This is a genomic window from Nonomuraea sp. NPDC051191 (assembly GCF_044455665.1).
Lineage (GTDB): Bacteria > Actinomycetota > Actinomycetes > Streptosporangiales > Streptosporangiaceae > Nonomuraea.
In genome coordinates, this window is the sequence record NZ_JBITEZ010000013.1 from 251,860 (window position 1) to 272,381 (window position 20,522).

Sequence of the window (20,522 nt, forward strand, 5' to 3'; positions counted from 1 at the left end):
CCTAACCCCGCCGCACCTGACCCCACACGTACGGATCGGCCTGGGCGCTGCCGAACGGCGACCAGGCGAGCCGCGTCTGCCCGGTCCTGTCCTTGGTGTCGGAGTCGTAGACGAGCACGTTCGCCCTCAGCGCGGCGGGCGGGGCGGGCAGCAGCGCGAGCGGGATGCGCACCTCGACGCCGTAGCCGCCGTGGTGGGCCGCCGCGGCCACGCGTACCCGCGGGGCGGGGCCCTGGCGGGCGTCGGCGTCGCGGGCGGCGCACGGCCCGCCCCGGGCGGTGTAGGGCAGGACGCCCAGCTTGAACGTGGTCGAGGTGTCGTCGGAGTCGCCGCGCGGGTCGAGGGCGATCTCGACCGCGTCGGTGCGCCAGTGGCGCTCGCACTCCCCGAGGGCGGCGCCGCGGGCCTCGTCGGTGACCTCGACCTGGACGTAGAGGTCGTCGCCGCGGCGGGCCAGCCGGGCGGTCGCGGCGCAGTCGGCCGCCGCGCAGCGTTCGCCCTCCCAGTGCGCCAGGCGCAGGGCGGGGCCGGCGTACTCGCCGGGGGAGGCGACGCCGTCGAGGACGGGAGCGCGCCCGGCGACCGGCAGCGTGGTGGCGGGCGGCTCGGGATAGTCCGGCTGTGCCCTGTTGGCCAGCCAGGGCAGGCCGACCGCGCGCGCCCAGTCGCGGAACTCGGCGTACAGGGGGCGAAGACCGGCCTGCTCGACGACGGGGGCGGGCACCGGCCGCCCGCCGTCGAAGACGACCGAGAACCAGTCGCACCCGAACGGCCCGGCCACCTTCGCCGGCCGGGAGGCGAACCCCTGCGTGCGGTACGCGCGCTCGGCGTCGCGCTCCCGCTGGGCCCACGTGCCGCGGTGGCGCGGCGACCGGACGCCCTCCCAGACGCCGAGCTGCGGCAGCCCGGTGGCCGGGTCGCGGAGGCCGGCCGTCGCGCAGCCGGGGCCCACGGGGCCGCGCAGCCCCCAGTTCTGGGTCAGCAGCCGGGAGGCCCGCCAGGGCGCGCCCGTCCCCGGGAACGCGGCGGGGTCGGCGGCCAGCCGGAACGCCTCGACGGCCAGCCGGGCGGCGAGCTGGTGCCCGCCGTGCTGGTTGAAGGGCCGCGGGTCCATCGTGACGATGGTCGTGGGCGTGGTGGCCCTGATCGTCTCGACCATGCGCCTGAGGGTGTCCGGCCCCCACGCGCGGGCGGTCAGGGGCGCCGACAGCGTGTACCAGAAGTCCGGTCTGTCCAGGTAGAAGACGTCGCGGATGCCCGCGTGCGCGACCGCCTCGCGCTCCTCGGCCTCCCTGATCCGGCCGAGCGCCGCGCCCTTCTCCGGCCCGGTGGCGTTGCCGCCGCCCTCGCCGCGGGTGACCGTCACGACGCCGGTGGTCAGCCCCAGGCGTTCGCGCCACTGCCCGAACGTGGACAGCGACTGGTACTCGTCGTCCGGATGGGCGCCCACGAACAGCACGTCGACGTGCGGCGGCACGGCCCAGGCATCCAGCATCGCGGCTCCCCCCGACGGAACGTCTCCCCGATTCAGAAGGTTAGCCACCGGCGCTAGGCTTGGTGAGCATGGAAGAACCTGAGGTGCATCCCGCTCTGGAGCAGATCGCGTTCCTGCTCGGCCGCTGGGAGGGCGCCGGCGTGGGCGGCTATCCGACGATCGAGAGCTTCAACTTCGGCCAGGAGATCGAGTTCGGCCACAACGGCAAGCCGTTCCTGACGTACGTCAGCCGCACCTGGCTGCTCGACAACGACGGCAACCGGGTCAGGCCGCTGGCCACCGAGTCCGGCTACTGGCGGGCGCAGCCCGACCGGCAGATCGAGGTGGTGCTCGCGCACCCGACCGGCATCGTCGAGATCTACATCGGCGAGGTCGTCTTCCACAAGATCGAGCTGCGTACCGACGTCGTGGCCCGCACCTCCACGTCCAAGGAGTACACCGCGGGCCACCGCCTCTACGGCCTGGTCAACGGCAACCTGATGTGGGCCTACGAGATGGCGGCCATGGGCCACCCGCTCACCGACCACATGTCGGCCGAGCTGAAGAAGGTGTCCTGAGCATGACCTCGCCCTTTCCCCCCGAGGCCGTCGAGGCGATCAAGCGCCACATGAACGACGACCACACCGGCGACGCCCTGGTCATCGTCCGCGGGCTCGGCGGCCGGCCGGGGGCCACCTCGGCGGTGACCAGCGACGTCGACGCCGAGGCGATGGAGTTCACGGTCGACGGCGGCGAGCGGGTGCGCGTTCCGTGGGGCGAGACGCTGACCGAGCGCGCCCAGGTGCGCAAGGCGGTGGTGCGCCTCTACCGGGCGGCCTGCGCCGAGCTGGGCATCGAGCCGCACGGCGAACACTGAGGGAAGAATCGATCGGAGAAACAAAGAGGGCCCCGGGCAACACTCCGCCTGCCGAGCAGACGGGCCGGATGGACCATGGCCGGGATGCGTCATCCCGCCCTCCGGCTGCCAGGGGCCCCGGTGGTTGCCTCGGATTCGCTTGCGACACGAGACAACAGTCCGCAGCGCTAGCGGACAACCACCTCGCTAGCCCGACTATGACTATCCATTATTCGGACCACCTCCTTTCCGCGTACTCATGAAGCTATGCGGTCGCGCGCGCCGGGGGCAAGTAATTATCGGACGGCCGCGAACAGGCGATCGTGCGCTTTACACTCGGGGCATGACCGAGACGCAGTGGCACGAGGAACTCCGCGCCAAGGGCTACCGGGTCACCCCGCAGCGGCAGCTCGTGCTCGAAGCGGTCAAGGATCTGGAGCACGCGACGCCCGAGGAGATCTGCACCAAGGTCCGCGAGACGGCGCGCGGGGTCAACATCTCGACCGTCTACCGCACGCTGGAGCTGCTCGAAGAGCTCGGCATGGTCACCCACACCCATCTCGGCCACGGCGCGCCGACCTACCACCTGGCGGCCGAGGCCGACCACGTCCATCTGGTGTGCCGGGGGTGCGACGAGGTCTTCGAGGTGCGTCCCGAGCTGGCCGAGGGGCTGGTGAAGGGGCTCGACGAGGAGCTGGGGTTCGCGGCCGACGTCCATCACCTCACGGTGTTCGGCCGGTGCAGCAACTGCCGCTGACCCGCGGCACCGGCGTCGGGCGCCGTCGCGCGGGCGGATAGCCTTGAGGGCATGCGTAGCCCTCTGCTCGATCTCCCCGGCGCCGTCGCGGCCGACGGGCCGGACGCCGACGTAGCCGCGCACTATGGCGACCTGTTCGCCGAACAGCGCGCGCTGGCCAAGGGTGAGGCGGTCGTCGACCGCAGCAACCGCGAGGTGGTCCGCATCTCCGGCGTCGACCGGCTGAAATGGCTCAACGACCTGACCTCGCAGAAGCTCGACGCGCTGCCGCCCGGCCAGTGGACGCAGACGCTCGACCTCGACCTCCAGGGCCGCGTGCTGCACCACCTCACGCTGGTCGACGACGGCGAGAGCGTGCTGGCGCACGTCGAGCCCGGCACGGCCCAGAGCCTGATCGACTACCTCGACCGCATGCGGTTCATGCTGCGCGTGGAGGTGTCGCGGGCCGACGACCTGGCGGTGCTCTCCACGGCCACCGAAGACTTCCTGGTGCCGCGCGCGGAGCTGGCCGACCATCTGGGCCGGCCCCTGGCGGGGCTGTGGGCGTACGAGGCGCTGCGCATCGAGGCGCACCGGCCGCGGCTCGGCTTCGAGACCGACCACAAGACGATCCCCCACGAGGTCGACTGGATCGGCTCGGCGGTCCACCTGAGCAAGGGCTGCTACCGGGGCCAGGAGACGGTCGCCCGCGTCCACAACCTGGGCCACCCGCCGCGCCGCCTGGTGTTCCTGCACCTCGACGGCAGCGTCGACACCCTGCCGGTGCACGGCGACCCGGTGATCTTCGAGAGCCAGGAGGTCGGCGTCGTCGGCTCGGCCGCCCGCCACCACGAGCTGGGCCCGATCGCGCTGGCCGTGGTCAAGCGCACGGTCCCGGTCGACGCGCCGCTGCTGGCCGGTGGCGTGGCCGCCGCCCAGGAAGTCGTCGTGCCCCCCGACGCCGGCCGCAACGTCGCCATCGACCCCTCGCTGCGCCGCCGCATCCGCTGACCCGTCAGGCGTCGATGTCGAGGACGAGCGTGATCGGCCCGTCGTTGACCAGCGAGACCTTCATGTCGGCGCCGAAGCGGCCGGTCTCCACATGGGCGCCGAGCGCCCTCAGCTCCTCGACCACGGCCTCCACCAGCGGCTCGGCGACCGGTCCAGGGGCCGCGGCCTGCCAGGTGGGGCGCCTGCCCTTGCGCGCGTCGCCGTAGAGGGTGAACTGGCTGATCACCAGGAGCGGGGCGGAGACGTCGGAGCACGACTTCTCGCCGTGCAGGACGCGCAGGCCCCACAGCTTGGCGGCGAGCTTGGCGGCCTCGGCGCGGGTGTCGGTGTGCGTCACGCCGACCAGGACCAGCAGCCCAGGTTCGTCGACCGCGCCGACCGTCTGCCCCTCGACCTCGACGGAGGCCGAGCTCACTCGTTGTACGACTGCTCGCATGGCATCCCATTCTGGCGCAGAAAGAACTGTTCGTAGACTCGTGCCGAAAGGGGGCGCGTTATGTCGCTGATTGTCGAGGTTGTCCGGTCGGGGTTCGTGGAGTCCACGCATCAGGCCCGCATGTTGACCGTGGACGCGCGGGGCGTGCCCGTGGAGACGCGGGGAGCGGTGCACGTGCCGGCCTCGCCGCGATCGTCGATGAAGCCGCTGCAGGCGCTCGGCATGATGCGCAACGGCCTCCAGCTGGAGGGGGAGCTGCTGGCGCTGGCCTGCGCCTCGCACTCCGGTGAGGCGTTCCACGTGGACGGCGTGCGGAACATCCTGGCCGGAGCGGGCCTGGATGAGTCCGCCCTGCTGTGTCCGGAGGACCACCCGTTCGAGCGCACCTCGACCGAGTTCGGCAGGGTCTACATGAACTGCTCCGGCAAGCACGCCGCCATGCTGGCCACCTGTGTGCTCAACGACTGGCCGCTCACGACGTACCTGGAGCCCGCGCACCCGCTCCAGCGTGCGATCCGGGCGACGGTCGAGGACCTGACCGGCGAGCGCGTGGCCGCCTCCGGCGTGGACGGCTGCGGCGCGCCGCTGTTCTTCGTGTCGATGCTCGGCGTCACCAAGGCGTTCAGGGCGTTCCCGCTGGCGGCGGAGGGCTCGCACGAGCGGCGGATCTTCGACGCCATGCGGACCTACCCCGAGTGGACGTCCGGCACCGACCGGCCCGAGGCCAAAATCATGCGGGCGATCCCCGGGCTGATGCTGAAGGCGGGCGCGGAGGCGTTCGACGCGTTCGCGTTCGAGGACGGCCGGGCCGGCACGATCAAGGTCGAGGACGGCTCCACGCGGGCCCGCGTGCCCGTCACCGTGGCGGCCCTGCGCTCGCTCGGCCTGGACGCCCCCGAGCTGGCCGAGCTGGCCCGGCCGGCGCTGCTGGGCGGCGGCCGGCCGGTGGGCGAGCTGCGGATCCGCTAGAGGCTGCGGAACTGGCGGCTGGCGGAGATGGCCCCCGAGGTCGTCGTGGTGAACGTGCGCATCGACCCGGCGAACTTGGACAGGTCCCACTCCGCCGGCCCGTGGTACCAGTAGAGGTTGTCGGCCTGGTGGCCGTTGCCGGTCACCGAGGCCACCACCCGCGCCCAGTGCTCGACCCCGTCGAAGATCACCGCGTACGGCAGGTAGCGCGAGAACAGCTCCACCCGGTGCTGCTCGGGCACCTCGCCCAGGTCGCCGGAGAACAGGTACTCGCGGAAGCCCATCGTGTGCGCGAGCGCGGCCGAGCCCTTGGCGGTCTTGGCCGGCATGTACTGGCCGCCGACGGCCAGCGCGCCGCCCGCGATGACCAGGGCCAGTCCCAGCAGCCCGTACGTGGTGAACCAGGCCAGCCCGACCGTGGCCAGCAGGCCCAGCCCGATCAGCACGACGCCGATCGTCGTCCACCGGGTGCGCTCGGTGTCGGGACGGCGGGCGAACCAGCCCTGCGCGACCACGTCGGTGTAGAGCGCGTCGCGCACCTTGCCCAGATGGCCGGTGAACGAGCCGGACAGCTGTGACAGCAGCACCGTGTCGCGCCCGTCGAAGACGGCGTCGTACAGGGCCCGCTCGTACGGCAGCAGCGCGTTGACCGGCGCGTTCGGCAGCCTGACCAGCATCCAGTCGGGAGCGTCGTAGGCCTGGCGGGGCTGCTCGTCGATCCGCAGGTAGCCGCGGACGGCCAGGTCGACGATGGTGGCGGTGACGTCGACCACGTCGGCCTGCTCGTCCACCAGCGTGCCGATCTGGCCGGGACGCACGCCGTCCGGCGGGGTGAAGTGCCCGTTCTGGATGGGATCGACCGTGCCCTTCTCATGGCCCGCGACCCGGGCGTCCCGGCCGCGCGTCCAGTAGAGCAGGCCGACGCCGCCGAGCAGCAGCACCAGCAGGCCGGCCAGGGCGCCGCCGGTGACCAGGTCGAGGGTGAACGCCGAGGCCAGCGAGAAGCGCCTCTCCAGGATGGGCGCCCCGGAGCTGGAGCCCTTGGGGTAGCCGACGACCACCGTCAGGGCCTGGCCCGGCGCGAGGTTCTCCTGCTCGAAGTCGGCCTGCGTGCCGGTGTGGTCCATCGTGGCCGCGGTGCAGCCGATGGCCGAGGTCAGGTCGCCGGCGAAGCACGACAGGTTCTGCACCTGGCCGGGCCCGTGGACCTGGACGGTCGCCTTGGCCACGGCGACGTTCCAGCCGCTGACGGCGAACCAGCGCAGCTCCTCGACGCCGCCGGAGGTGGTCACCGCGCCCTTGACGTCGTACTCGACGGTCTGGCCCGTCACCGTCAGGACGTCGCCGTCGAGCTTGCCGCCCTTGACGTTGGCGACCTGGTAGACGCGGTCGTTGCCGTCGTCGTAGCGGGTCCTGGTGAGGAGGGTGCGCTTGAGGCCGCCGGACGCTCCGGTGATCTTCTCGACCACGTGGAGCGTGCCGTCCTTGGCGAGCGTCATCGTCACCTGGTCCGTGATCCCGGCCTCCGCCAGGGCGGGGGTGGCCAGCAACGTCAGCGCGGTGGCTCCCAGGGCGGCCAACGTGAGTCTGAAACCCGTCATGGCGGGACATCGTAGCGGTTGCGGGTGTCAATCCAGGGTGATGCCGTCGGCCGCCCGGCGTACGCTCTCGGGCGAGGCGGCCATGCCGGGGTTCTCCAGGGCGAGAGCCTGGTTGAGGGCGACGTAGGGCCGCATGCGCCGCTCGTACCGGTCGAACGCCCCCTCGGGGGCCCGGCCCAGCTCCTCGGCCAGCACGTACGCCCCCACCAGGGCCAGACTGGTGCCCTGCCCCGACAGCGGCGAGGGACAGTAGCCGGCGTCGCCGATCAGCGCCACCCTGCCCTTCGACCAGCGGTCCATCTCGACCTGGGCCATGGCGTCGAAGTAGAAGTCGTCGGCCCGCCACATGGCCTCCAGCAGCTTGGGCGCCTGCCAGCGCAGCCCCGAGCAGTGCTCCTGGACCAGGCGCTTCTGCTGCTCGACGTCGCGGTGGTCGTAGTCGAGCGGGCCCGCGGCGAAGCCCATGTTGACCTTCATCACCGCCGTGTCCCGGTCGCTGAACAGGCCGAACCCGGCCTCGCCCGCTCGATGCCAGACCTGCCAGTGGTCCAGGCCGAGGAAGTTGTCGGCGGTGTAGATGGAGACGTACATGCCGAGGTGCTTGAGGAAGGGCTGCTCCGGGCCGAAGGTCAGCTTCCTGACGTTGGAGTGCAGGCCGTCGGCGCCGATCACGTAGTCGTAGCGTTCCCGGACGCCGCTGTCGAAGGTCACGTCCACGCCTTCGTCGTCCTGGGTGAGGGTGGCGACGGAGTCGCCGTACCGGCAGGGGGCGTCGGTGACGGCGTCGAGGATGGTGGTGAGGTCGTCGCGGGCGATCTCGACGTCCGGGCTGTCGAGCCGGCCGCCGCTGACGGTCTCCTCGGTGCTGCGCATGATCTCGTTGCCGTCGCCGTCGTGCATGGACATGCCGCGCATGGTCGTCCGGGCCGCCCTGACCTGCTCCAGGATGCCCATGCGGTCGGCCACGACCAGGGCGGCGCCCCGGAGGTCGACGGCCTGGCCGCCCTTGCGCGGGCGCGGGGCGCGCTCGACGAGCGTGACCTCGAAGCCGCGCCGCCGCAGCCAGTGGGCCAGGGCGGGACCCCCGACGCTCGCCCCCGAGACGAGAACCTTCATGATGAGCTCCTTGCTGTTGACGTTGTACGCAGAACTGAATGTACGACGTACATACAGCAGCTCACAAGGCTGCGCTGATAAGATCTGTACTAGTACAGAGAGAGGGACGAGATGACCGCTCCGCCTTACGCGCGCATCGTCGAGGACATCAGGCGGCGCATCGCCGACGGCCGCCTGCGGCCCGGCGACCGGGTGCCCTCCACCAGGCAGCTCGCCCGCGACTGGGAGGTCGCGCTCGCCACGGCGGCCAAGGCGCTGACGGTGCTGGCCCAGCAGGGCGTGGTGGTGGCCGAGCCGCGCGTCGGCACGGTCGTGGCCGAGATCCGCGGCGGCGGGGCGCGGCGGGCCCCCGTCCCGTCCGGCGACGACCTGACCCGCGACCGCATCGTGGCCGCCGCCGTCGAGATCGCCGACGCCGACGGGCTCGCCGAGCTGACCATGCGCGGCGTGGCGGGCCGGCTCGGCGTGGCCACCATGTCCCTCTACCGGCACGTCGGCGGCAAGGACGACCTGGTCATGCTCATGATCGACCAGGTGATCCGCGAGTTCCCGCTGCCCGACCCACCGCCCGACGGATGGCGGGCCAGGCTGGAGACCGCCGCCCGGGTGCAGTGGGCGGGCTACCGCACCCACCCGTGGATGGCCAGGGTCACGTCACTGACCAGGCCGCTGCCCTCGGCCAGCCTGATCGCCCACACCGAGTGGGTCATGCGCACGCTGGAGGGCTCGCCCCTCGACCCCATGAGCAAGATGCACGTGCACACCCTGCTGTTCAGCTTCGTCCAGGGCCTGGCCGCCAACATCGAGATGGAGCAGCAGGCCCAGGCCGCGACCGGGCTGACCGCCGACGAATGGATGACCAGCAGGGAAGGGGAGCTCCAGGCGCTGGCGGAGTCGGGGCGGCTGACCGCCTTCACCGGCGTCGTCGAGGAGCTGGGCGGCGAGTTCGACCTCGACCTCGACCGGCTCTTCGCCTTCGGCCTCGACGCGCTGCTCGACGGGCTCGCCGGGCTGGTCGAAGGGCGCTAGTCGGAGATCGCGATGCGCAGCCGGCGGAAGCCGCGCCCCTTGCTCTCGATCTTGGCCACCTTGATGCGGCCGATCTGCTTGGTCGAGGCCACGTGGGTGCCGCCGTCGGCCTGCGTGTCGAGGCCCACGATGTCGACGATGCGCACGTCCTGGACGGCCTCGGGCACCAGGTTCGTGGCCGTGCGGATGATGTCGGGGATCTCGAACGCCTCCCGCCTGGGCAGCACGCGCACGTCGATGCGCCGGTCGGCGACGATCTCGGCGTTGCAGGCGTCCTCGACGGCCTCCTTGAAGCCGGGCGGCACCTCGGGCAGGTTGAAGTCCATGCGGGCGCTCAGCTCGTCCATGTTGCCGCCGGTGACCAGGCAGCCGTAGTCCCTGAACACCACGCCGCACAGCACGTGGAGCCCCGAGTGCGTACGCATGAGCGCCGACCGGCGGGCGTCGGCCACGGCCGCCTCCACCACCGTGCCGGCGGGCGGGATCGGGTCGCCCTCGGCGGGGATCAGGAAGAGGTCGTCGCCTTTGCGCACCCCGACGATGCGCGTCTCCACACCCTGCCAGACCAGAACTCCGTGATCGGCCGGCTGGCCGCCCCCGCCTGGATAGAATGCCGACCTGCTCAGCACGATCCCCTCAGGCGTCGCGTCCAGCACGACGGCTTCGAAGTCCCGCAGGCTCTGGTCGGACAGTTCGAGCCGCTGCGTGCGTCCGTGGAGGTCGGCGGTCATATCGGCAGCCTAGTGCCCCGGGGTGATAATGCGTGGCCTGATGCTTCGAGGAAGAATCGCCCCGGTCGTCGCGATAATGGGGATTTTTGCTGGAGTTTCGGCATGTAGTAGTGCAGTGGCCGGTACGCCGCCGCAGCGGGCGCCCGAGGCCGTCCCTCCGGCCCGCCCGGCGGTCCCGGTGATGATGTTCGTGGGTGACAGCTTCACGGTCGGCTCAGGGCCCGTGCCGCCCTGGCGGACCTACGCCTCAGAGTCGGCGCGCCTGCTCGGCTGGCAGCCGGTGATCGCCGGCGCCGGTGGCACCGGCTACCTCAACGAGGGCAAGGTGGGCCGCACGTTCCGGCGGTCGTTCGAGGAGGAACTGGCCTGGCGGCCGGCCCCCGACGTGCTGGTCATCTCCGGCGGCCACAACGACCAGCGCTGGAGCACCGGGCAGGTGCGCGAGGCGGCCACCGGCCTGCTCGCCGAGGTGCGCCGCCGCTGGCCGGTCACCAAGGTCGTCATGGTCGGGCCGATCTGGCTGGAGGACACCCCGGCCAAGGCCTATCGCGTGCGCGACGCCCTGGCGGAGGTGGCGGACGCCGCGGGGGTGCCGTTCCTCGACCCTATGCGCCGCAAATGGGTGACCGGCAGGCCGTCGGAGACGGTGTTGCCCGACGGCGTGCATCCCACGTTCGCCGGGCACGAGCGCATCGCCGCATGGCTGGCGGGCGAGCTGGCCTGATCTACCAGGGGCCGTAGGGGCCGCTGTTGCCGCGGCCCATGCCCTTGACGGCGGGCTTCACGTCGACGATGTAGATGGTGGCGGCGATGACGGCCAGGATGGAGAACAGGCCGATGCCGTTGAGCCCGATGAACCTGAAGCCGCCGACCAGCATGAAGTCGTTGAAGTAACCCAGCGCACCGCCGCCGGAGAGCAACGTCGCCAGCGCGAGGATGAGCAGCCAGATCTTCTTCTGCAGCTTGCCCGCCGAGACGAACGCGTTGGTCGGCACCCGCGCCGCGTGGACCAGCGCGTAGACCGACATGCCGAAGATGACGGCGGCGAGCACCAAGAAGAGGAAGTTGAAAAGGCCGTTGATCATATTCATGTTGCTGGCTCCACCCAACGCCGCGAAGAAATCGGCCCCAGCCTAATAGGCGTCCCCGACAAGCGGGCACCGGAAGAGAAAAGGGCCCGCCTCCGGGGAGGCGGGCCCTTTCGCTCGGTCAGGCCTTGGCCCGAGGGGCGCGGGTCGTCTTCTTGACGGGCTCGGCGACGGGCGGCTCGGCGGCCTCCGACACCTCCTCCAGCTCAAGGGCGGCCTCACCGGTCGTCTTGCTGACGACCTTGCGGCCACGGCTGGCGAAGTCCTCGTAGACCTCGGTGGCCTTGTTGCTCAGCTGGTCGGCGTACTCGCGGGCCTTCTCGGGGAACTCGCGGACGAAGCCCTCGGCCTTGTCGGCGTACGCGCGGGTCTTCTCCGGCAGGTCCTTGGCCAGCTCCGAGCGGCGGGACTGGAGCTGGCGGAGCTGCTCGGGCAGCTCGCGCAGCTTCTCCACGGCGAAGTCGCCGGCGCCCGCGAACGCGTAGAAGGGCTTGGAGTCGGTGAGCTTCTTGACCTCGGTGGCGAGCGTCATGGGTTAACCTTCCTTGGTTTCCTGGGTGACGGTCCCGTTGCCGGGGGAGGCCGCGTAGGGCTCAAGCGCGGCGAGATACTCCTCGGGCAGCGGCGGCTCGTCGTCCGCGGTGGAGTCGTGCTGAGGGCGGGCGTTCTGGGAGGTCTGCTCGCCCTCGGTGCGGTTCTCCTTGCGGAACGATTCATAGATGTCGATCAGCACCTGGCGCTGGCGCTCGGTGAGCAAGGTGTCGGCGTTGATCGCGGTGATCACGTCGCTCGGCGGCTCCCGGTCCTCGATGAGGCCGGCCTGCACGTAGAGCGCCTGCGAGGAGATCCGCAGACCCTTGGCGATCTGGTTGAGGATCTCCGCGCTCGGCTTGCGCAGCCCGCGCTCGATCTGGCTGAGGTAGGGGTTGGAGACCCCTGCCGCCTGCGCGAGCTGGCGCAGCGAGATCTTCGCCTGTTGCCGTTGCTCGCGGATGTATTCGCCGATCGAGCCGACCTTCGGTAGTGCCATACCGACAGTCTGCCGTCCCGTGCTTGCAATTGCAAACGGAATGGCTAACACCAGCAAGCAGTCAGAGCTGGTAGACCCACAGGAAGGGTGTGGCGGTGAGCAAGCTCACAGAGAGGGCGAGGTAGCCGTACCGGACAGATGCTGACAATTCCGGCGCCGGCTTGATCAGGCGGTCCACCCGGGCCATGACGTGGTGCGCGTGCACGCCGAGCATGCCCTGCGGGGTCGGCATGGCGCCGGCCGTACCGAACCTGAGCAGCGCCGTGGCCAGCCTGCGCGGCGAGCAGTAGCGGCGGGCACGGTCGTCGGCGGCCATCTCGATCAGTAGTTCCACCTGAGCCTGCGCGTCGGCCACCACCTTCGACCAGGGCAGCGCACGGCGCAGCGCGGCGAACGGCAGCAGCACCAGATCGTGCCGCTCGCGCACGTGGGCGGCCTCGTGCGCCAGCACGGCCGCCATCTCGTCGGGCGACAGCAGCTCCAGCGCGCCCGCGCTGACCACGACCTGCGAGCGCAACCCCGGCACGCAGTACGCCGCCGCACTTGGATGGTCGAGCACCCGCACCCCGGGAACGCCGGGATCGTCGCGGGAGATGAGCGCGAGCAGCACACGATGCCGCCGCCGCGCGCGCAACGCCTGCACGCCGGCCGTCAGCAGCACCACGACCAGCACCGCCAGCGAGGTGAGACCGGCGATCATGGCCAGCACGTGCAGCGGGTCCCACGCCTCGGACGGCGTCTCCCCGCGCGCGAAGGCGATCAGCCCCGGCAGCACGCCCACGTCGTAGGGCGTGACCGCGTAGGCCAGCATGGCGCCGGTGGTGGCCAGGCCCCAGGCCACGCCCAGGGACTGCCAGACGATGATGGCGAGTTTCGGGGCGCGGGAGGTCCACCGGGCCGTCGTGAAACGCCAGGAGCCGAGCGCGCACGCCGTGGCGAGCGCCGCTAGCACCGCTGCCGTGATCACTCTTCCTCCAGCTCCGTGAGAGCTCTCCGCAGGATCTCCGCCTCCGGGCCCGACACGGCCTGGGCGAAGCGGGTCAGGGCGGCCGAGCGGTCGCCCGTCAGGTCCAACGCCTCAAGCATAAGCTCGGCGATGTAGGCGTCACGGCTCGCGGCCGGTTCGTAACGCCACGCGCGGCCGTCCCTGGTCCGATCCAGGAAGCCCTTGCGCGTGAGGCGGTCGAGTACGGTCATCACCGTCGTGGGGGCGAGGTCGCGATCGGCAATGAGCCTGCCGACCTCGCGGGCGGTCAACGCGCTGTGCTCCGCCCAGAGGATGTCCATGATGCTGCGCTCAAGCTCGCCAAGACCCTTCACGCCCTTCAGGGTAGCTCTACAAAGCGTCGAGCTGGCATCCGGGAGCGGCAAGTGGCGACGCGGAACCGCGGCTGGCAGGCTGGGTGAGATGAATGTCACGTTGGTGCAGGGAGACATCACCGAGCAGCGGACCGACGCGATCGTGAACGCGGCCAACTCCTCCCTGCTCGGCGGCGGAGGCGTCGACGGCGCCATCCACCGGCGCGGCGGGCCGGAGATCCTGGCTGAGTGCAGGCAGTTGCGCGCCGGGCACCTCGGCGGGGGCCTGCCGACCGGCCAGGCCGTCGCCACCACCGCCGGGCTGCTGCCGGCCCACTGGGTGATCCACACGGTGGGGCCGGTCTACTCCAGGTCGCAGGACCGCTCCGAGCTGCTGGCCTCCTGCCACCGCGAGTCGCTGCGGGTGGCGGACGCGCTGGGCGCCAGGACGGTGGCCTTCCCCGCGATCTCCACCGGCATCTACGGCTGGCCGCTCGACGACGCCGCGCGCATCGCCGTGACCGCCGTGCGCGCGGCCGGGACGTCGGTCGAGGAGGTCAGGTTCGTGCTGTTCGACGCTGCGGCCTACGAGGTGTTCCGCGGGCAGCTCTCCTCATAGCCGAGGTGTTCGGCCGAGGTGTTCCGCGGCCGGCTCTCCGTCTTCAGCGCGGGTCCACCGCCGACCAGGGCAGGGTGAGCTCGCCGAGCCGCCACCTCGCCGGGCCGCCGAGCGGCGGGCGCACCGCCACCGGCCACTGCCCGGCCAGCAGCCGTACGGACGCCAGCCAGCGCTGCCGCAGCCCGTGCACCCCATAAGGGGCGCTGACCGCCCACGCGTGGTCGAAGTCGCGCAGGAACGCATGGATGCGCTCACCCGGCACGTTCCGGTGGATGAGCGTCTTCGGCAGGCGGTCGGCCAGGTCCGAAGGCCGCTCGAAGGCGTCGAAACGGGCGGAGAACGTCAGTGTGTGCGGGCCGTCGGGGGACAGGCCCACCCAGATCGCCCGCCGTCCGGTCTCGGAGGAGGTGCCCTCGACCAGGACGCCGCCGGGGGCCAGCCTGCCGCAGAGCACGTCCCAGTAGTGCCACGCCTCCGCCTCGCCGTACTGGCGCAGCACGTTGAAGGCGCGTACCAGCGTCGGCGGGCGGGGGACGGGCAGCTCGAAGCCGCCGAGCGCGAAGCTCAGCCCCTCCCGCTCGTACGGCTTGGCCAGGGCCACCCTGGCCGGGTCGATCTCGATGCCGACCACCTCGACGTCGGGCGCGACCGCGCGCAGCCGGGTGAACAGCTCAAGCGTGGTCGTGTGCGAGGCGCCGTAGCCGAGGTCGACGACGAGCGGGCGGACGGCGGCGCGCAGGGCCGGGCCGTGCACGGCGGCCGTCCAGCGGTCGACCCGGCGCAGCCGGTTGTGCCACGTCGTGCCGCGCGTGATCGCGCCGACCGGTCTGGCCATCCGGCTCAGCCACCGCTGACGCGGTGCACCTTGTGCTGGGCGGCCTGGGCGCGCGGCCTGATCACCAGGCGGTCGATGTTGACGTGGGACGGGCGCGTCACGCACCAGGCGATGGCGTCGGCCACGTCCTCGGAGGTCAGCGGGCCGGGGACGCCCTCGTACACGCGGGCGGCGGCCGTCTCGTCGCCGCGGAAGCGGGTGACCGCGAAGCCCTCGCTCCTCACCATGCCCGGCGCGATCTCGACCACCCGGACCGGCTGCCCGACCAGCTCAAGGCGGAGCGTCTCGGCCATCGCGGACTGGGCGTGCTTGGCCGCGACGTAGCCGCCGCCGCCCTCGTACGAGACCAGGGCCGCGGTCGAGGTCAGCATCACCAGGACGCCGTCGCCGGACGCCACGAGTTTGGGGATCAGTGCCTGGGTCATGCGTAGGGAGCCGAGTACGTTCGTGTCGTACATCTGCTGCCAGTCGTCGAGAAGGCCGTCCGTGACCGATTCCATGCCGAGCGCGCCACCGGCGTTGTTGACCAGCACGTCGCAGCGGTCGAGCGAGCCGACCAGCGCGTCAACCGACTCCTGAGAGGTCACGTCAAGCGTCACCGGCCTGATCGAGGGCACCTCCGCGGCCAGCTTGTCCAGCCGGTCGCGGCGCCGTGCGCCCGCCACCACCGCATAGCCTTCAGCGGCGAGCCGCCGCGCGGTCGCCTCGCCGATCCCGCCGCTCGCCCCGGTCACCACTGCCGTTCTCTGCATGCCCTCATCCTGCCAGGGCGAACGCGGTGCGAACCGCGGCAGGGAATGTCGAAAAAATCTGGATAGTTGTATTCCGCTTGGAGGTGATGTCGAGTGAGGCGACGACGGGTCAGCCGGGTCGCGACCATCAGCATGCACACATCGCCATTGGACCAGCCCGGCACGGGCGACGCCGGTGGCATGAACGTGTACATCGTCGAGTCGGCCAGGAGACTGGCGCAACTCGGCGTGGAGGTGGAGATCTTCACCAGGGCCACCGCCCGCGACCAGCCGCCCGTGGCCGAACTCGCCCCCGGCGTGCTGGTGCGCCACCTGACGGCCGGGCCGTACGAGGAGATGGACCGCGCCGACCTGCCCGGGCAGCTCTGCGCGTTCCTGTCCGAGGTGCTGCGCACCGAGGCCATGTACGACCCGGGCCGCTACGACGTCATCCACTCCCACTACTGGCTGTCCGGGCAGGTCGGCTGGCTGGCCAAGGAGCGCTGGGGCGTGCCGCTCGTGCACACCATGCACACCATGGCCAAGGTCAAGAACCTGCTGCTCGCCCAGGACGACAAGCCGGAGCCCCAGGCCCGCGTGGTGGGCGAGGAACAGGTCGTCGAGATCGCCGACCGCCTCGTGGCCAACACCGCCGACGAGGCCCGCGAGCTCATGGACCTGTACGGCGCCTCCAAGCAGCGCGTGGCCGTCGTGAACCCCGGCGTCAACCTCACCGTCTTCCAGCCCGCCTCACAGGGCGCCGCCCGGCAGCGGCTGGACCTGCCGCAGGACGCCCGCGTCCTGCTGTTCGTGGGCCGCATCCAGCCGCTCAAGGCCCCCGACGTGCTGCTGCGCGCGGCCTCGCGCATGCTCATCGACGACCCCTCGCTGCGCGGCCGCCTGGTCGTGGCGTGCGTCGGCGGGCCGTCCGGCAACGGGCTCGCCCGGCCGTCCATCCTCACGGAACTGGCCGGTGAGCTGGGCATCTCCGACGTCGTCCGGCTCGTGCCGCCGGCTCCGCAGGAGGAACTGGCCGACTGGTACCGGGCGGCGGACGTGACCGTGGTGCCGTCGTACAGCGAGTCGTTCGGGCTGGTGGCCCTGGAGTCGCAGGCGTGCGGGACGCCGGTCGCCGCGGCGGCGGTGGGCGGACTGCGCACCGCGGTGGACGACGGTGTCTCCGGGGTGCTGGTGGACGGGCACGATCCGGACGAATGGGCCCGTGTCCTGCATCGTCTGGTCACCACGCCGGAATGGCGTGAGCAGTTGTCGCGGGGGGCCCGTACGCACGCGGCCGCCTTCGGCTGGCAGGCGACGGCGGGACGGCTCATGGAGGTGTACGCGGGCGCCGTCGCGAATCTGCACAAGGTGCCCGTGGCGCTCAACTTCTAGCGGGCCTCATGGCCGTACGGCGCGCGCTCCTAAGCTGTATCCCATGCGCGATGTCGTCGAAGCCGCGCTCAAGGCCGCGGACGTCTCCTACGACGAGCCGCGGCCTGGGGCGTTCCTGGTCAAACTGCCCGGACAGCACAAGCTCGCCACCATGACCTGGCTGATCGTCGGCGAGCGGGTGCTGCACGTCGAGGCGTTCTTCTGCCGCCAGCCGGACGAGAACCACGAGGAGTTCTACCGCTGGCTCCTCGGCAAGAACGGCGGCATGTACGGCGTGCACTTCTCCCTCGACCCCGTCGGCGACGTCTACCTCGTCGGCCGGGTGCCGCTGGCCGCCGTCAGCGAGGAGGAGGTCGACCGGCTGCTCGGCTGCGTGCTGACGTACTCCGACGACTGGTTCGACCGGGCTCTGGAGCTGGGTTTCGCCTCGTCCATCAGGCGGGAGTGGGAGTGGCGCGCCAAACGCGGCGAATCCCTGGCCAACCTGCAGGCCTTCGCCCGTTTCGCCGACCCCGGACGGTGACCTCCTGCCGCTCGGCACGGCGGCCATAGGATTGCCGCATGGCGACTTTGGTGCTGCTACGGCATGGTGAGAGCGACTGGAACGCGAAGGGCCTGTTCACCGGTTGGGTGGACGTCAGCCTGTCGGCCAAGGGCGAGGACGAGGCCCGGCGCGGCGGCCGGCTCCTGCAGGAGGCCGGTCTGCGGCCGGACGTCCTGCACACCAGCCTCATGACCCGGGCCATCCAGACGGCCCAGCTCGCCCTCGGCGAGGCCGACCTGCTCTGGCTCCCGGTCAAGCGCAGCTGGCGGCTGAACGAACGCCACTACGGGGCCCTGCAGGGCAAGAACAAGGCCCAGACGCGCGAGGAGTTCGGCGACGAGCAGTTCATGCTCTGGCGCCGCTCGTACGACGTGCCGCCGCCGCCCATCGCGGACGACGACGAATACTCCCAGGTCGGCGACCCCCGCTACGCCCTCCTTCCGCCGGAGCTCATGCCGCGCACGGAGTGCCTGAAGGACGTCGTCGACCGCATGCTCCCGTACTGGTACGACGAGATCGTGCCCGATCTGGCGGCCGGGCGCACCGTGCTGGTGGCCGCGCACGGCAACTCCCTCAGGGCGCTGGTCAAGCACCTCGACGGCATCGGCGACGAGGAGATCGCGGGGCTCAACATCCCTACGGGGATTCCGCTGGCGTACGAGCTGGACGCCGACTTCCGGCCGAAGGTGCGGGGCGGCCGCTACCTCGACCCGGAGGCCGCCAAGTCCGCCATCGAAGCAGTCGCCAACCAAGGCCGCTGACACGTCCCGAGGGCAAGCCCCCGGCCCTCAAGCCAGGGGCTTCGCCATGGGGCGCTGCGCGGCACTCTTCTACGGGGGCAAGCCCCGCACCCCCGTGCGAGGGGACTCCCGTCCCCTCGCGCTCCCCGGCGTTGGCCTGGGTGCGCCCGTCGGCCGGTTCAGGACGGATCAGGCTGCCACAGCCGGCTTGACGTGCCCGGACGTCCGATCCAGGGCAGGGCTCGAAGCTGTGGGCGAGTGGGCCGTCGGAGCGGGAAGCTATGTCACTGATGCCGGACAGTGAAATGTGTGGGCCGTTCTGCGCCAAGGTGCCTATGCTTTCGAGGATGTGAGCACCTCTGCCAGAGCTGAGCGCTCCTGCCCTCTTCCTTCCCCCGGTGAAGCCGGCGTTCCAGGTGGGACGGTCTGACCGTGCCCATGTGGGAGCCCCACGTCTCGCGCGGACTCGTACGCGTGGTCGAAGCGTCCTGTTGTGAGGAGTACGTCCTGTGCTTCGAAGCGGCGCAGTTCTTCGTACGGCGGGTCGCCGAGCGAGGGGATTACGAGGAGACCGCCAGGGGGCCGTACGCCCGGGCCGCCGCGGTTTGGGGTGAACTGGCGCGGCGGCATGTGTGCAGGAGCCGGGCAGGCGGTCTCGTGACGTGATCAGAGCGAGACGCTCGTCAACCAGAACGTCGGACGCGGGATCAGAACGTCGGGCGCAGGACCAGGCTGACGAACCCGAAGACGTCCCGGTAGACGCGCAGCCATTCGGCGCGGTGGGTGTTGGCCGTCGTGATCGCCTCGCACCGGTCTGGATGGTCGGGATTGTCCAGAGCCCATGAAGCCAGCGACCCCGTCCAGGCCCATTCGTAGTCGTCGAGCTCCTGGCGCGTGCTGATGTGGCCGTGCACCGGCATCCAGCCGTCGGCGGTGACGCGGTCCATCAGGGTCGGCAGGTCGGTGAGCTCGCCCAGCATCTCCACCGCCTCGGGCGAGGGCTCACGGGCCCAGAAACCGTCCCCGACCAGGACGCGTCCGCCGGGAGCCAGGTGCTCGCGCGCCGCCGCGAGCGTGGGCAGCAGGCCGCCGAACGCGTGCGTCGCCCCGACGCTGATCACCAGGTCGAACGCGTGCGGGGAGCTGAACTCGGCGGCGTCCTCACGATGGAGGACGAGACGGTCCCGGACGCCGAGCGCCTCCGCGCTCTCCGCGGCGTGGGCCAGCGCGCCCTCGGCGACGTCCACGCCCTCCGCCTGCAGCTTGGGGTACGCCCCCAGCGCGCGCAGCAGCCACTCGCCGCCGCCGCAGCCGAGGTCGAGCACGCGTGAGTCGCCCTGGGGGAGGGCGCGGTCCAGAAGGCGGCGCACCGAGTCGTCGTCGAGCGGAGCCGCGATCGGATGATCCGCATGGGCGAGTCGGGAGATCTGTTCACGATTCACCGGCGGAGCCTGCCACAGGCGGAGACCACGCCGCACCCGCTTTTCCCCAGGACGCGGGGCGTTTCACAGGTATCTGAGCGCGCTCGCCGCTGTTTGTCCAGCCGGATCGCGCGTCCCGTGACTCCCACGCCGAAGGGCAGGCGAAGCCGGGCGGCACCCCCCGGATGGTGCCGCCCGGCTTCGGGAAGCGGCTAGCTGGGACGGGCGCCGGTGACCATGTAGACGACGTCCCCCGCCACGCGCACCGCGTGGTCGGCGTACCGCTCGTAGTACCGGCCGATCAGCGTGATGTCGATCGCGGGCTCCACCCCGTGCTGCCAGTCCTTGGCCAGGATGTTGCGGAACAGCCGCCGGTGCAGCCGGTCCATCGCGTCGTCGTCCTGCTCCAGCTCAAGGGCCGACTCGACGTCCCTGGACGCCACGCAGCTGCCGGCCTTGGTGACCAGGTTCTCGGCGATCTGCCCCATTTCCACGATGGTCGAGCGCGTCTCGGGCGGAATCGCCGAGTCGGGGTGCCGCAGCCGGGCCACCTTGGCCACATGGACGGCGAGGTCGCCCATGCGTTCGAGGTCGGTGCCCATGCGCAGCGCCGTGATGACCATTCGCAGGTCCACCGCTACCGGCTGCTGCCTGGCCATCAGCTCGAAGATCGACGTCTCGATGTCGGCGAAGATGGCGTTCACCTCCTGGTCGCGGGAGATGACGCTCTCGGCGAGCTGGAGGTCGGCGTCGAGGAGGGCCGTGGTGGCACGGGAGATGGCCGAGCGGACCAGCCTCGTCATCTCGACCAGCTTGCCCGTCAGGAGATCAAGTTCTTCATGGTACGCGTCGCGCATGTCGTCA

Annotated in this window: 25 protein-coding genes; 11 read left to right on the forward strand and 14 right to left on the reverse strand. The window is 71.3% G+C overall.

The window, feature by feature from the left end; all coding sequences use genetic code 11:
• Position 1: 1 nt before the first annotated feature.
• The gene (locus ACIA8R_RS35355) at positions 2–1,495 is read right to left on the reverse strand and encodes a sugar-binding protein (protein WP_397042192.1); all 1,494 of its coding nucleotides are present in this window, start codon (positions 1,493–1,495) and stop codon (positions 2–4) included.
• Between the two features lie 68 nt (positions 1,496–1,563).
• Here ACIA8R_RS35355 and ACIA8R_RS35360 point away from each other — a divergent pair, with 68 nt between their 5' ends.
• The 4 genes from ACIA8R_RS35360 (at position 1,564) to ACIA8R_RS35375 (ending at position 4,077) form a co-directional block, all read left to right on the forward strand.
• Positions 1,564–2,052 (forward strand): FABP family protein, encoded by a 489-nt coding sequence (locus ACIA8R_RS35360; RefSeq protein ID WP_357706218.1) that lies wholly within the window; start codon positions 1,564–1,566, stop codon positions 2,050–2,052.
• 2 nt (positions 2,053–2,054) lie between these two features.
• Entirely contained in the window at positions 2,055–2,351 is a 297-nt protein-coding gene (locus ACIA8R_RS35365) for a DUF2470 domain-containing protein (RefSeq protein WP_364096056.1), read from the forward strand.
• A gap of 322 nt (positions 2,352–2,673) precedes the next feature.
• Complete coding sequence (locus ACIA8R_RS35370) at positions 2,674–3,087, forward strand: Fur family transcriptional regulator (RefSeq protein ID WP_352319736.1); 414 nt, start codon at positions 2,674–2,676, stop codon at positions 3,085–3,087.
• 51 nt (positions 3,088–3,138) lie between these two features.
• A complete protein-coding gene (locus ACIA8R_RS35375) occupies positions 3,139–4,077 on the forward strand; it encodes a glycine cleavage T C-terminal barrel domain-containing protein (protein ID WP_357706220.1) in 939 nt (312 codons plus the stop codon).
• Positions 4,078–4,081: 4 nt separating this feature from the next.
• Here the strand turns inward: ACIA8R_RS35375 and dtd are convergent, their stop codons facing one another.
• The gene (gene dtd, locus ACIA8R_RS35380; protein ID WP_357967172.1) at positions 4,082–4,513 is read right to left on the reverse strand and encodes a D-aminoacyl-tRNA deacylase; all 432 of its coding nucleotides are present in this window, start codon (positions 4,511–4,513) and stop codon (positions 4,082–4,084) included.
• Positions 4,514–4,573: 60 nt separating this feature from the next.
• Here dtd and ACIA8R_RS35385 point away from each other — a divergent pair, with 60 nt between their 5' ends.
• Positions 4,574–5,482 (forward strand): asparaginase, encoded by a 909-nt coding sequence (locus ACIA8R_RS35385; RefSeq protein ID WP_364096052.1) that lies wholly within the window; start codon positions 4,574–4,576, stop codon positions 5,480–5,482.
• On the opposite strand, the gene ACIA8R_RS35390 is transcribed toward ACIA8R_RS35385, so the two are convergent.
• Together ACIA8R_RS35390 and ACIA8R_RS35395 are read right to left on the reverse strand one after the other, a co-directional pair.
• Complete coding sequence (locus ACIA8R_RS35390; protein WP_364096049.1) at positions 5,479–7,083, reverse strand: DUF2207 domain-containing protein; 1,605 nt, start codon at positions 7,081–7,083, stop codon at positions 5,479–5,481. The genes ACIA8R_RS35385 and ACIA8R_RS35390 overlap by 4 nt on opposite strands.
• Positions 7,084–7,110: 27 nt before the next feature.
• Positions 7,111–8,199, reverse strand: coding sequence for an FAD-dependent monooxygenase (locus tag ACIA8R_RS35395; RefSeq protein WP_397042193.1), 1,089 nt, complete (start codon positions 8,197–8,199; stop codon positions 7,111–7,113).
• Between the two features lie 111 nt (positions 8,200–8,310).
• Between ACIA8R_RS35395 and ACIA8R_RS35400 the strand changes: the two genes are divergently transcribed.
• Positions 8,311–9,228 (forward strand): TetR/AcrR family transcriptional regulator C-terminal domain-containing protein, encoded by a 918-nt coding sequence (locus ACIA8R_RS35400; protein WP_364096043.1) that lies wholly within the window; start codon positions 8,311–8,313, stop codon positions 9,226–9,228.
• Here ACIA8R_RS35400 and ACIA8R_RS35405 read toward each other — a convergent pair.
• The gene (locus tag ACIA8R_RS35405) at positions 9,225–9,959 is read right to left on the reverse strand and encodes an alanyl-tRNA editing protein (RefSeq protein ID WP_357706226.1); all 735 of its coding nucleotides are present in this window, start codon (positions 9,957–9,959) and stop codon (positions 9,225–9,227) included. The two genes, ACIA8R_RS35400 and ACIA8R_RS35405, sit on opposite strands and share 4 nt — an antisense overlap.
• A 115-nt stretch (positions 9,960–10,074) precedes the next feature.
• Here ACIA8R_RS35405 and ACIA8R_RS35410 point away from each other — a divergent pair, with 115 nt between their 5' ends.
• Positions 10,075–10,683 (forward strand): SGNH/GDSL hydrolase family protein, encoded by a 609-nt coding sequence (locus ACIA8R_RS35410; RefSeq protein WP_357706227.1) that lies wholly within the window; start codon positions 10,075–10,077, stop codon positions 10,681–10,683.
• Between the two features lies 1 nt (position 10,684).
• Here the strand turns inward: ACIA8R_RS35410 and ACIA8R_RS35415 are convergent, their stop codons facing one another.
• From ACIA8R_RS35415 to ACIA8R_RS35435, 5 genes are all read right to left on the reverse strand, one after another.
• The gene (locus ACIA8R_RS35415; RefSeq protein WP_364096039.1) at positions 10,685–11,050 is read right to left on the reverse strand and encodes a DUF2516 family protein; all 366 of its coding nucleotides are present in this window, start codon (positions 11,048–11,050) and stop codon (positions 10,685–10,687) included.
• Between the two features lie 118 nt (positions 11,051–11,168).
• A complete protein-coding gene (locus ACIA8R_RS35420) occupies positions 11,169–11,579 on the reverse strand; it encodes a hypothetical protein (protein ID WP_357706229.1) in 411 nt (136 codons plus the stop codon).
• A gap of 3 nt (positions 11,580–11,582) precedes the next feature.
• Entirely contained in the window at positions 11,583–12,077 is a 495-nt protein-coding gene (locus ACIA8R_RS35425) for a helix-turn-helix transcriptional regulator (protein ID WP_357706230.1), read from the reverse strand.
• A gap of 61 nt (positions 12,078–12,138) precedes the next feature.
• Positions 12,139–13,044: a M56 family metallopeptidase gene (locus ACIA8R_RS35430; protein WP_364096035.1), complete on the reverse strand. Its 906-nt coding sequence runs from the start codon at positions 13,042–13,044 to the stop codon at positions 12,139–12,141.
• Positions 13,041–13,397, reverse strand: coding sequence for a BlaI/MecI/CopY family transcriptional regulator (locus ACIA8R_RS35435; RefSeq protein WP_357706232.1), 357 nt, complete (start codon positions 13,395–13,397; stop codon positions 13,041–13,043). Before ACIA8R_RS35435 ends, ACIA8R_RS35430 begins: the two co-directional genes overlap by 4 nt.
• A gap of 88 nt (positions 13,398–13,485) precedes the next feature.
• Here ACIA8R_RS35435 and ACIA8R_RS35440 point away from each other — a divergent pair, with 88 nt between their 5' ends.
• Complete coding sequence (locus tag ACIA8R_RS35440; protein WP_397042194.1) at positions 13,486–13,995, forward strand: O-acetyl-ADP-ribose deacetylase; 510 nt, start codon at positions 13,486–13,488, stop codon at positions 13,993–13,995.
• Positions 13,996–14,038: 43 nt separating this feature from the next.
• On the opposite strand, the gene ACIA8R_RS35445 is transcribed toward ACIA8R_RS35440, so the two are convergent.
• Complete coding sequence (locus tag ACIA8R_RS35445) at positions 14,039–14,830, reverse strand: class I SAM-dependent methyltransferase (protein ID WP_357706234.1); 792 nt, start codon at positions 14,828–14,830, stop codon at positions 14,039–14,041.
• A 5-nt stretch (positions 14,831–14,835) separates the two neighbouring features.
• Positions 14,836–15,582, reverse strand: coding sequence for an SDR family NAD(P)-dependent oxidoreductase (locus tag ACIA8R_RS35450; RefSeq protein WP_357706235.1), 747 nt, complete (start codon positions 15,580–15,582; stop codon positions 14,836–14,838).
• Between the two features lie 93 nt (positions 15,583–15,675).
• Between ACIA8R_RS35450 and mshA the strand changes: the two genes are divergently transcribed.
• From mshA to ACIA8R_RS35465, 3 genes are read left to right on the forward strand one after another with little or no spacing between them, the layout of a single operon-like run.
• Positions 15,676–16,953: a D-inositol-3-phosphate glycosyltransferase gene (gene mshA / locus ACIA8R_RS35455; protein WP_357706236.1), complete on the forward strand. Its 1,278-nt coding sequence runs from the start codon at positions 15,676–15,678 to the stop codon at positions 16,951–16,953.
• A 43-nt stretch (positions 16,954–16,996) separates the two neighbouring features.
• Complete coding sequence (locus ACIA8R_RS35460) at positions 16,997–17,476, forward strand: YbjN domain-containing protein (RefSeq protein WP_357706237.1); 480 nt, start codon at positions 16,997–16,999, stop codon at positions 17,474–17,476.
• Positions 17,477–17,514: 38 nt separating this feature from the next.
• Positions 17,515–18,258 carry a phosphoglyceromutase gene (locus ACIA8R_RS35465; protein WP_357706238.1) on the forward strand — a complete coding sequence of 248 codons (744 nt, stop codon included), beginning with the start codon at positions 17,515–17,517 and terminating at the stop codon, positions 18,256–18,258.
• A gap of 686 nt (positions 18,259–18,944) precedes the next feature.
• On the opposite strand, the gene ACIA8R_RS35470 is transcribed toward ACIA8R_RS35465, so the two are convergent.
• Positions 18,945–19,679 carry a class I SAM-dependent methyltransferase gene (locus ACIA8R_RS35470; protein ID WP_357706239.1) on the reverse strand — a complete coding sequence of 245 codons (735 nt, stop codon included), beginning with the start codon at positions 19,677–19,679 and terminating at the stop codon, positions 18,945–18,947.
• A gap of 191 nt (positions 19,680–19,870) precedes the next feature.
• Complete coding sequence (phoU, locus tag ACIA8R_RS35475) at positions 19,871–20,515, reverse strand: phosphate signaling complex protein PhoU (RefSeq protein ID WP_357706240.1); 645 nt, start codon at positions 20,513–20,515, stop codon at positions 19,871–19,873.
• Positions 20,516–20,522: the final 7 nt, after the last annotated feature.

Coding starts and splice junctions, on each gene's coding strand:
- ACIA8R_RS35385 (WP_364096052.1), top strand. CDS start 4,574: ATGTCGCTGATTGTCGAGGTTGTCCGGTCGGGGTTCGTGGAGTCCACG.
- ACIA8R_RS35445 (WP_357706234.1), bottom strand. CDS start 14,830: ATGGCCAGACCGGTCGGCGCGATCACGCGCGGCACGACGTGGCACAAC.
- ACIA8R_RS35440 (WP_397042194.1), top strand. CDS start 13,486: ATGAATGTCACGTTGGTGCAGGGAGACATCACCGAGCAGCGGACCGAC.
- ACIA8R_RS35450 (WP_357706235.1), bottom strand. CDS start 15,582: ATGCAGAGAACGGCAGTGGTGACCGGGGCGAGCGGCGGGATCGGCGAG.
- phoU (WP_357706240.1), bottom strand. CDS start 20,515: ATGCGCGACGCGTACCATGAAGAACTTGATCTCCTGACGGGCAAGCTG.
- ACIA8R_RS35465 (WP_357706238.1), top strand. CDS start 17,515: ATGGCGACTTTGGTGCTGCTACGGCATGGTGAGAGCGACTGGAACGCG.
- ACIA8R_RS35460 (WP_357706237.1), top strand. CDS start 16,997: ATGCGCGATGTCGTCGAAGCCGCGCTCAAGGCCGCGGACGTCTCCTAC.
- ACIA8R_RS35390 (WP_364096049.1), bottom strand. CDS start 7,083: ATGACGGGTTTCAGACTCACGTTGGCCGCCCTGGGAGCCACCGCGCTG.
- ACIA8R_RS35415 (WP_364096039.1), bottom strand. CDS start 11,050: ATGAATATGATCAACGGCCTTTTCAACTTCCTCTTCTTGGTGCTCGCC.
- ACIA8R_RS35360 (WP_357706218.1), top strand. CDS start 1,564: ATGGAAGAACCTGAGGTGCATCCCGCTCTGGAGCAGATCGCGTTCCTG.
- ACIA8R_RS35425 (WP_357706230.1), bottom strand. CDS start 12,077: ATGGCACTACCGAAGGTCGGCTCGATCGGCGAATACATCCGCGAGCAA.
- ACIA8R_RS35370 (WP_352319736.1), top strand. CDS start 2,674: ATGACCGAGACGCAGTGGCACGAGGAACTCCGCGCCAAGGGCTACCGG.
- ACIA8R_RS35365 (WP_364096056.1), top strand. CDS start 2,055: ATGACCTCGCCCTTTCCCCCCGAGGCCGTCGAGGCGATCAAGCGCCAC.
- ACIA8R_RS35355 (WP_397042192.1), bottom strand. CDS start 1,495: ATGCTGGATGCCTGGGCCGTGCCGCCGCACGTCGACGTGCTGTTCGTG.
- ACIA8R_RS35375 (WP_357706220.1), top strand. CDS start 3,139: ATGCGTAGCCCTCTGCTCGATCTCCCCGGCGCCGTCGCGGCCGACGGG.
- ACIA8R_RS35405 (WP_357706226.1), bottom strand. CDS start 9,959: ATGACCGCCGACCTCCACGGACGCACGCAGCGGCTCGAACTGTCCGAC.
- ACIA8R_RS35420 (WP_357706229.1), bottom strand. CDS start 11,579: ATGACGCTCGCCACCGAGGTCAAGAAGCTCACCGACTCCAAGCCCTTC.
- ACIA8R_RS35400 (WP_364096043.1), top strand. CDS start 8,311: ATGACCGCTCCGCCTTACGCGCGCATCGTCGAGGACATCAGGCGGCGC.
- dtd (WP_357967172.1), bottom strand. CDS start 4,513: ATGCGAGCAGTCGTACAACGAGTGAGCTCGGCCTCCGTCGAGGTCGAG.
- ACIA8R_RS35395 (WP_397042193.1), bottom strand. CDS start 8,199: ATGAAGGTTCTCGTCTCGGGGGCGAGCGTCGGGGGTCCCGCCCTGGCC.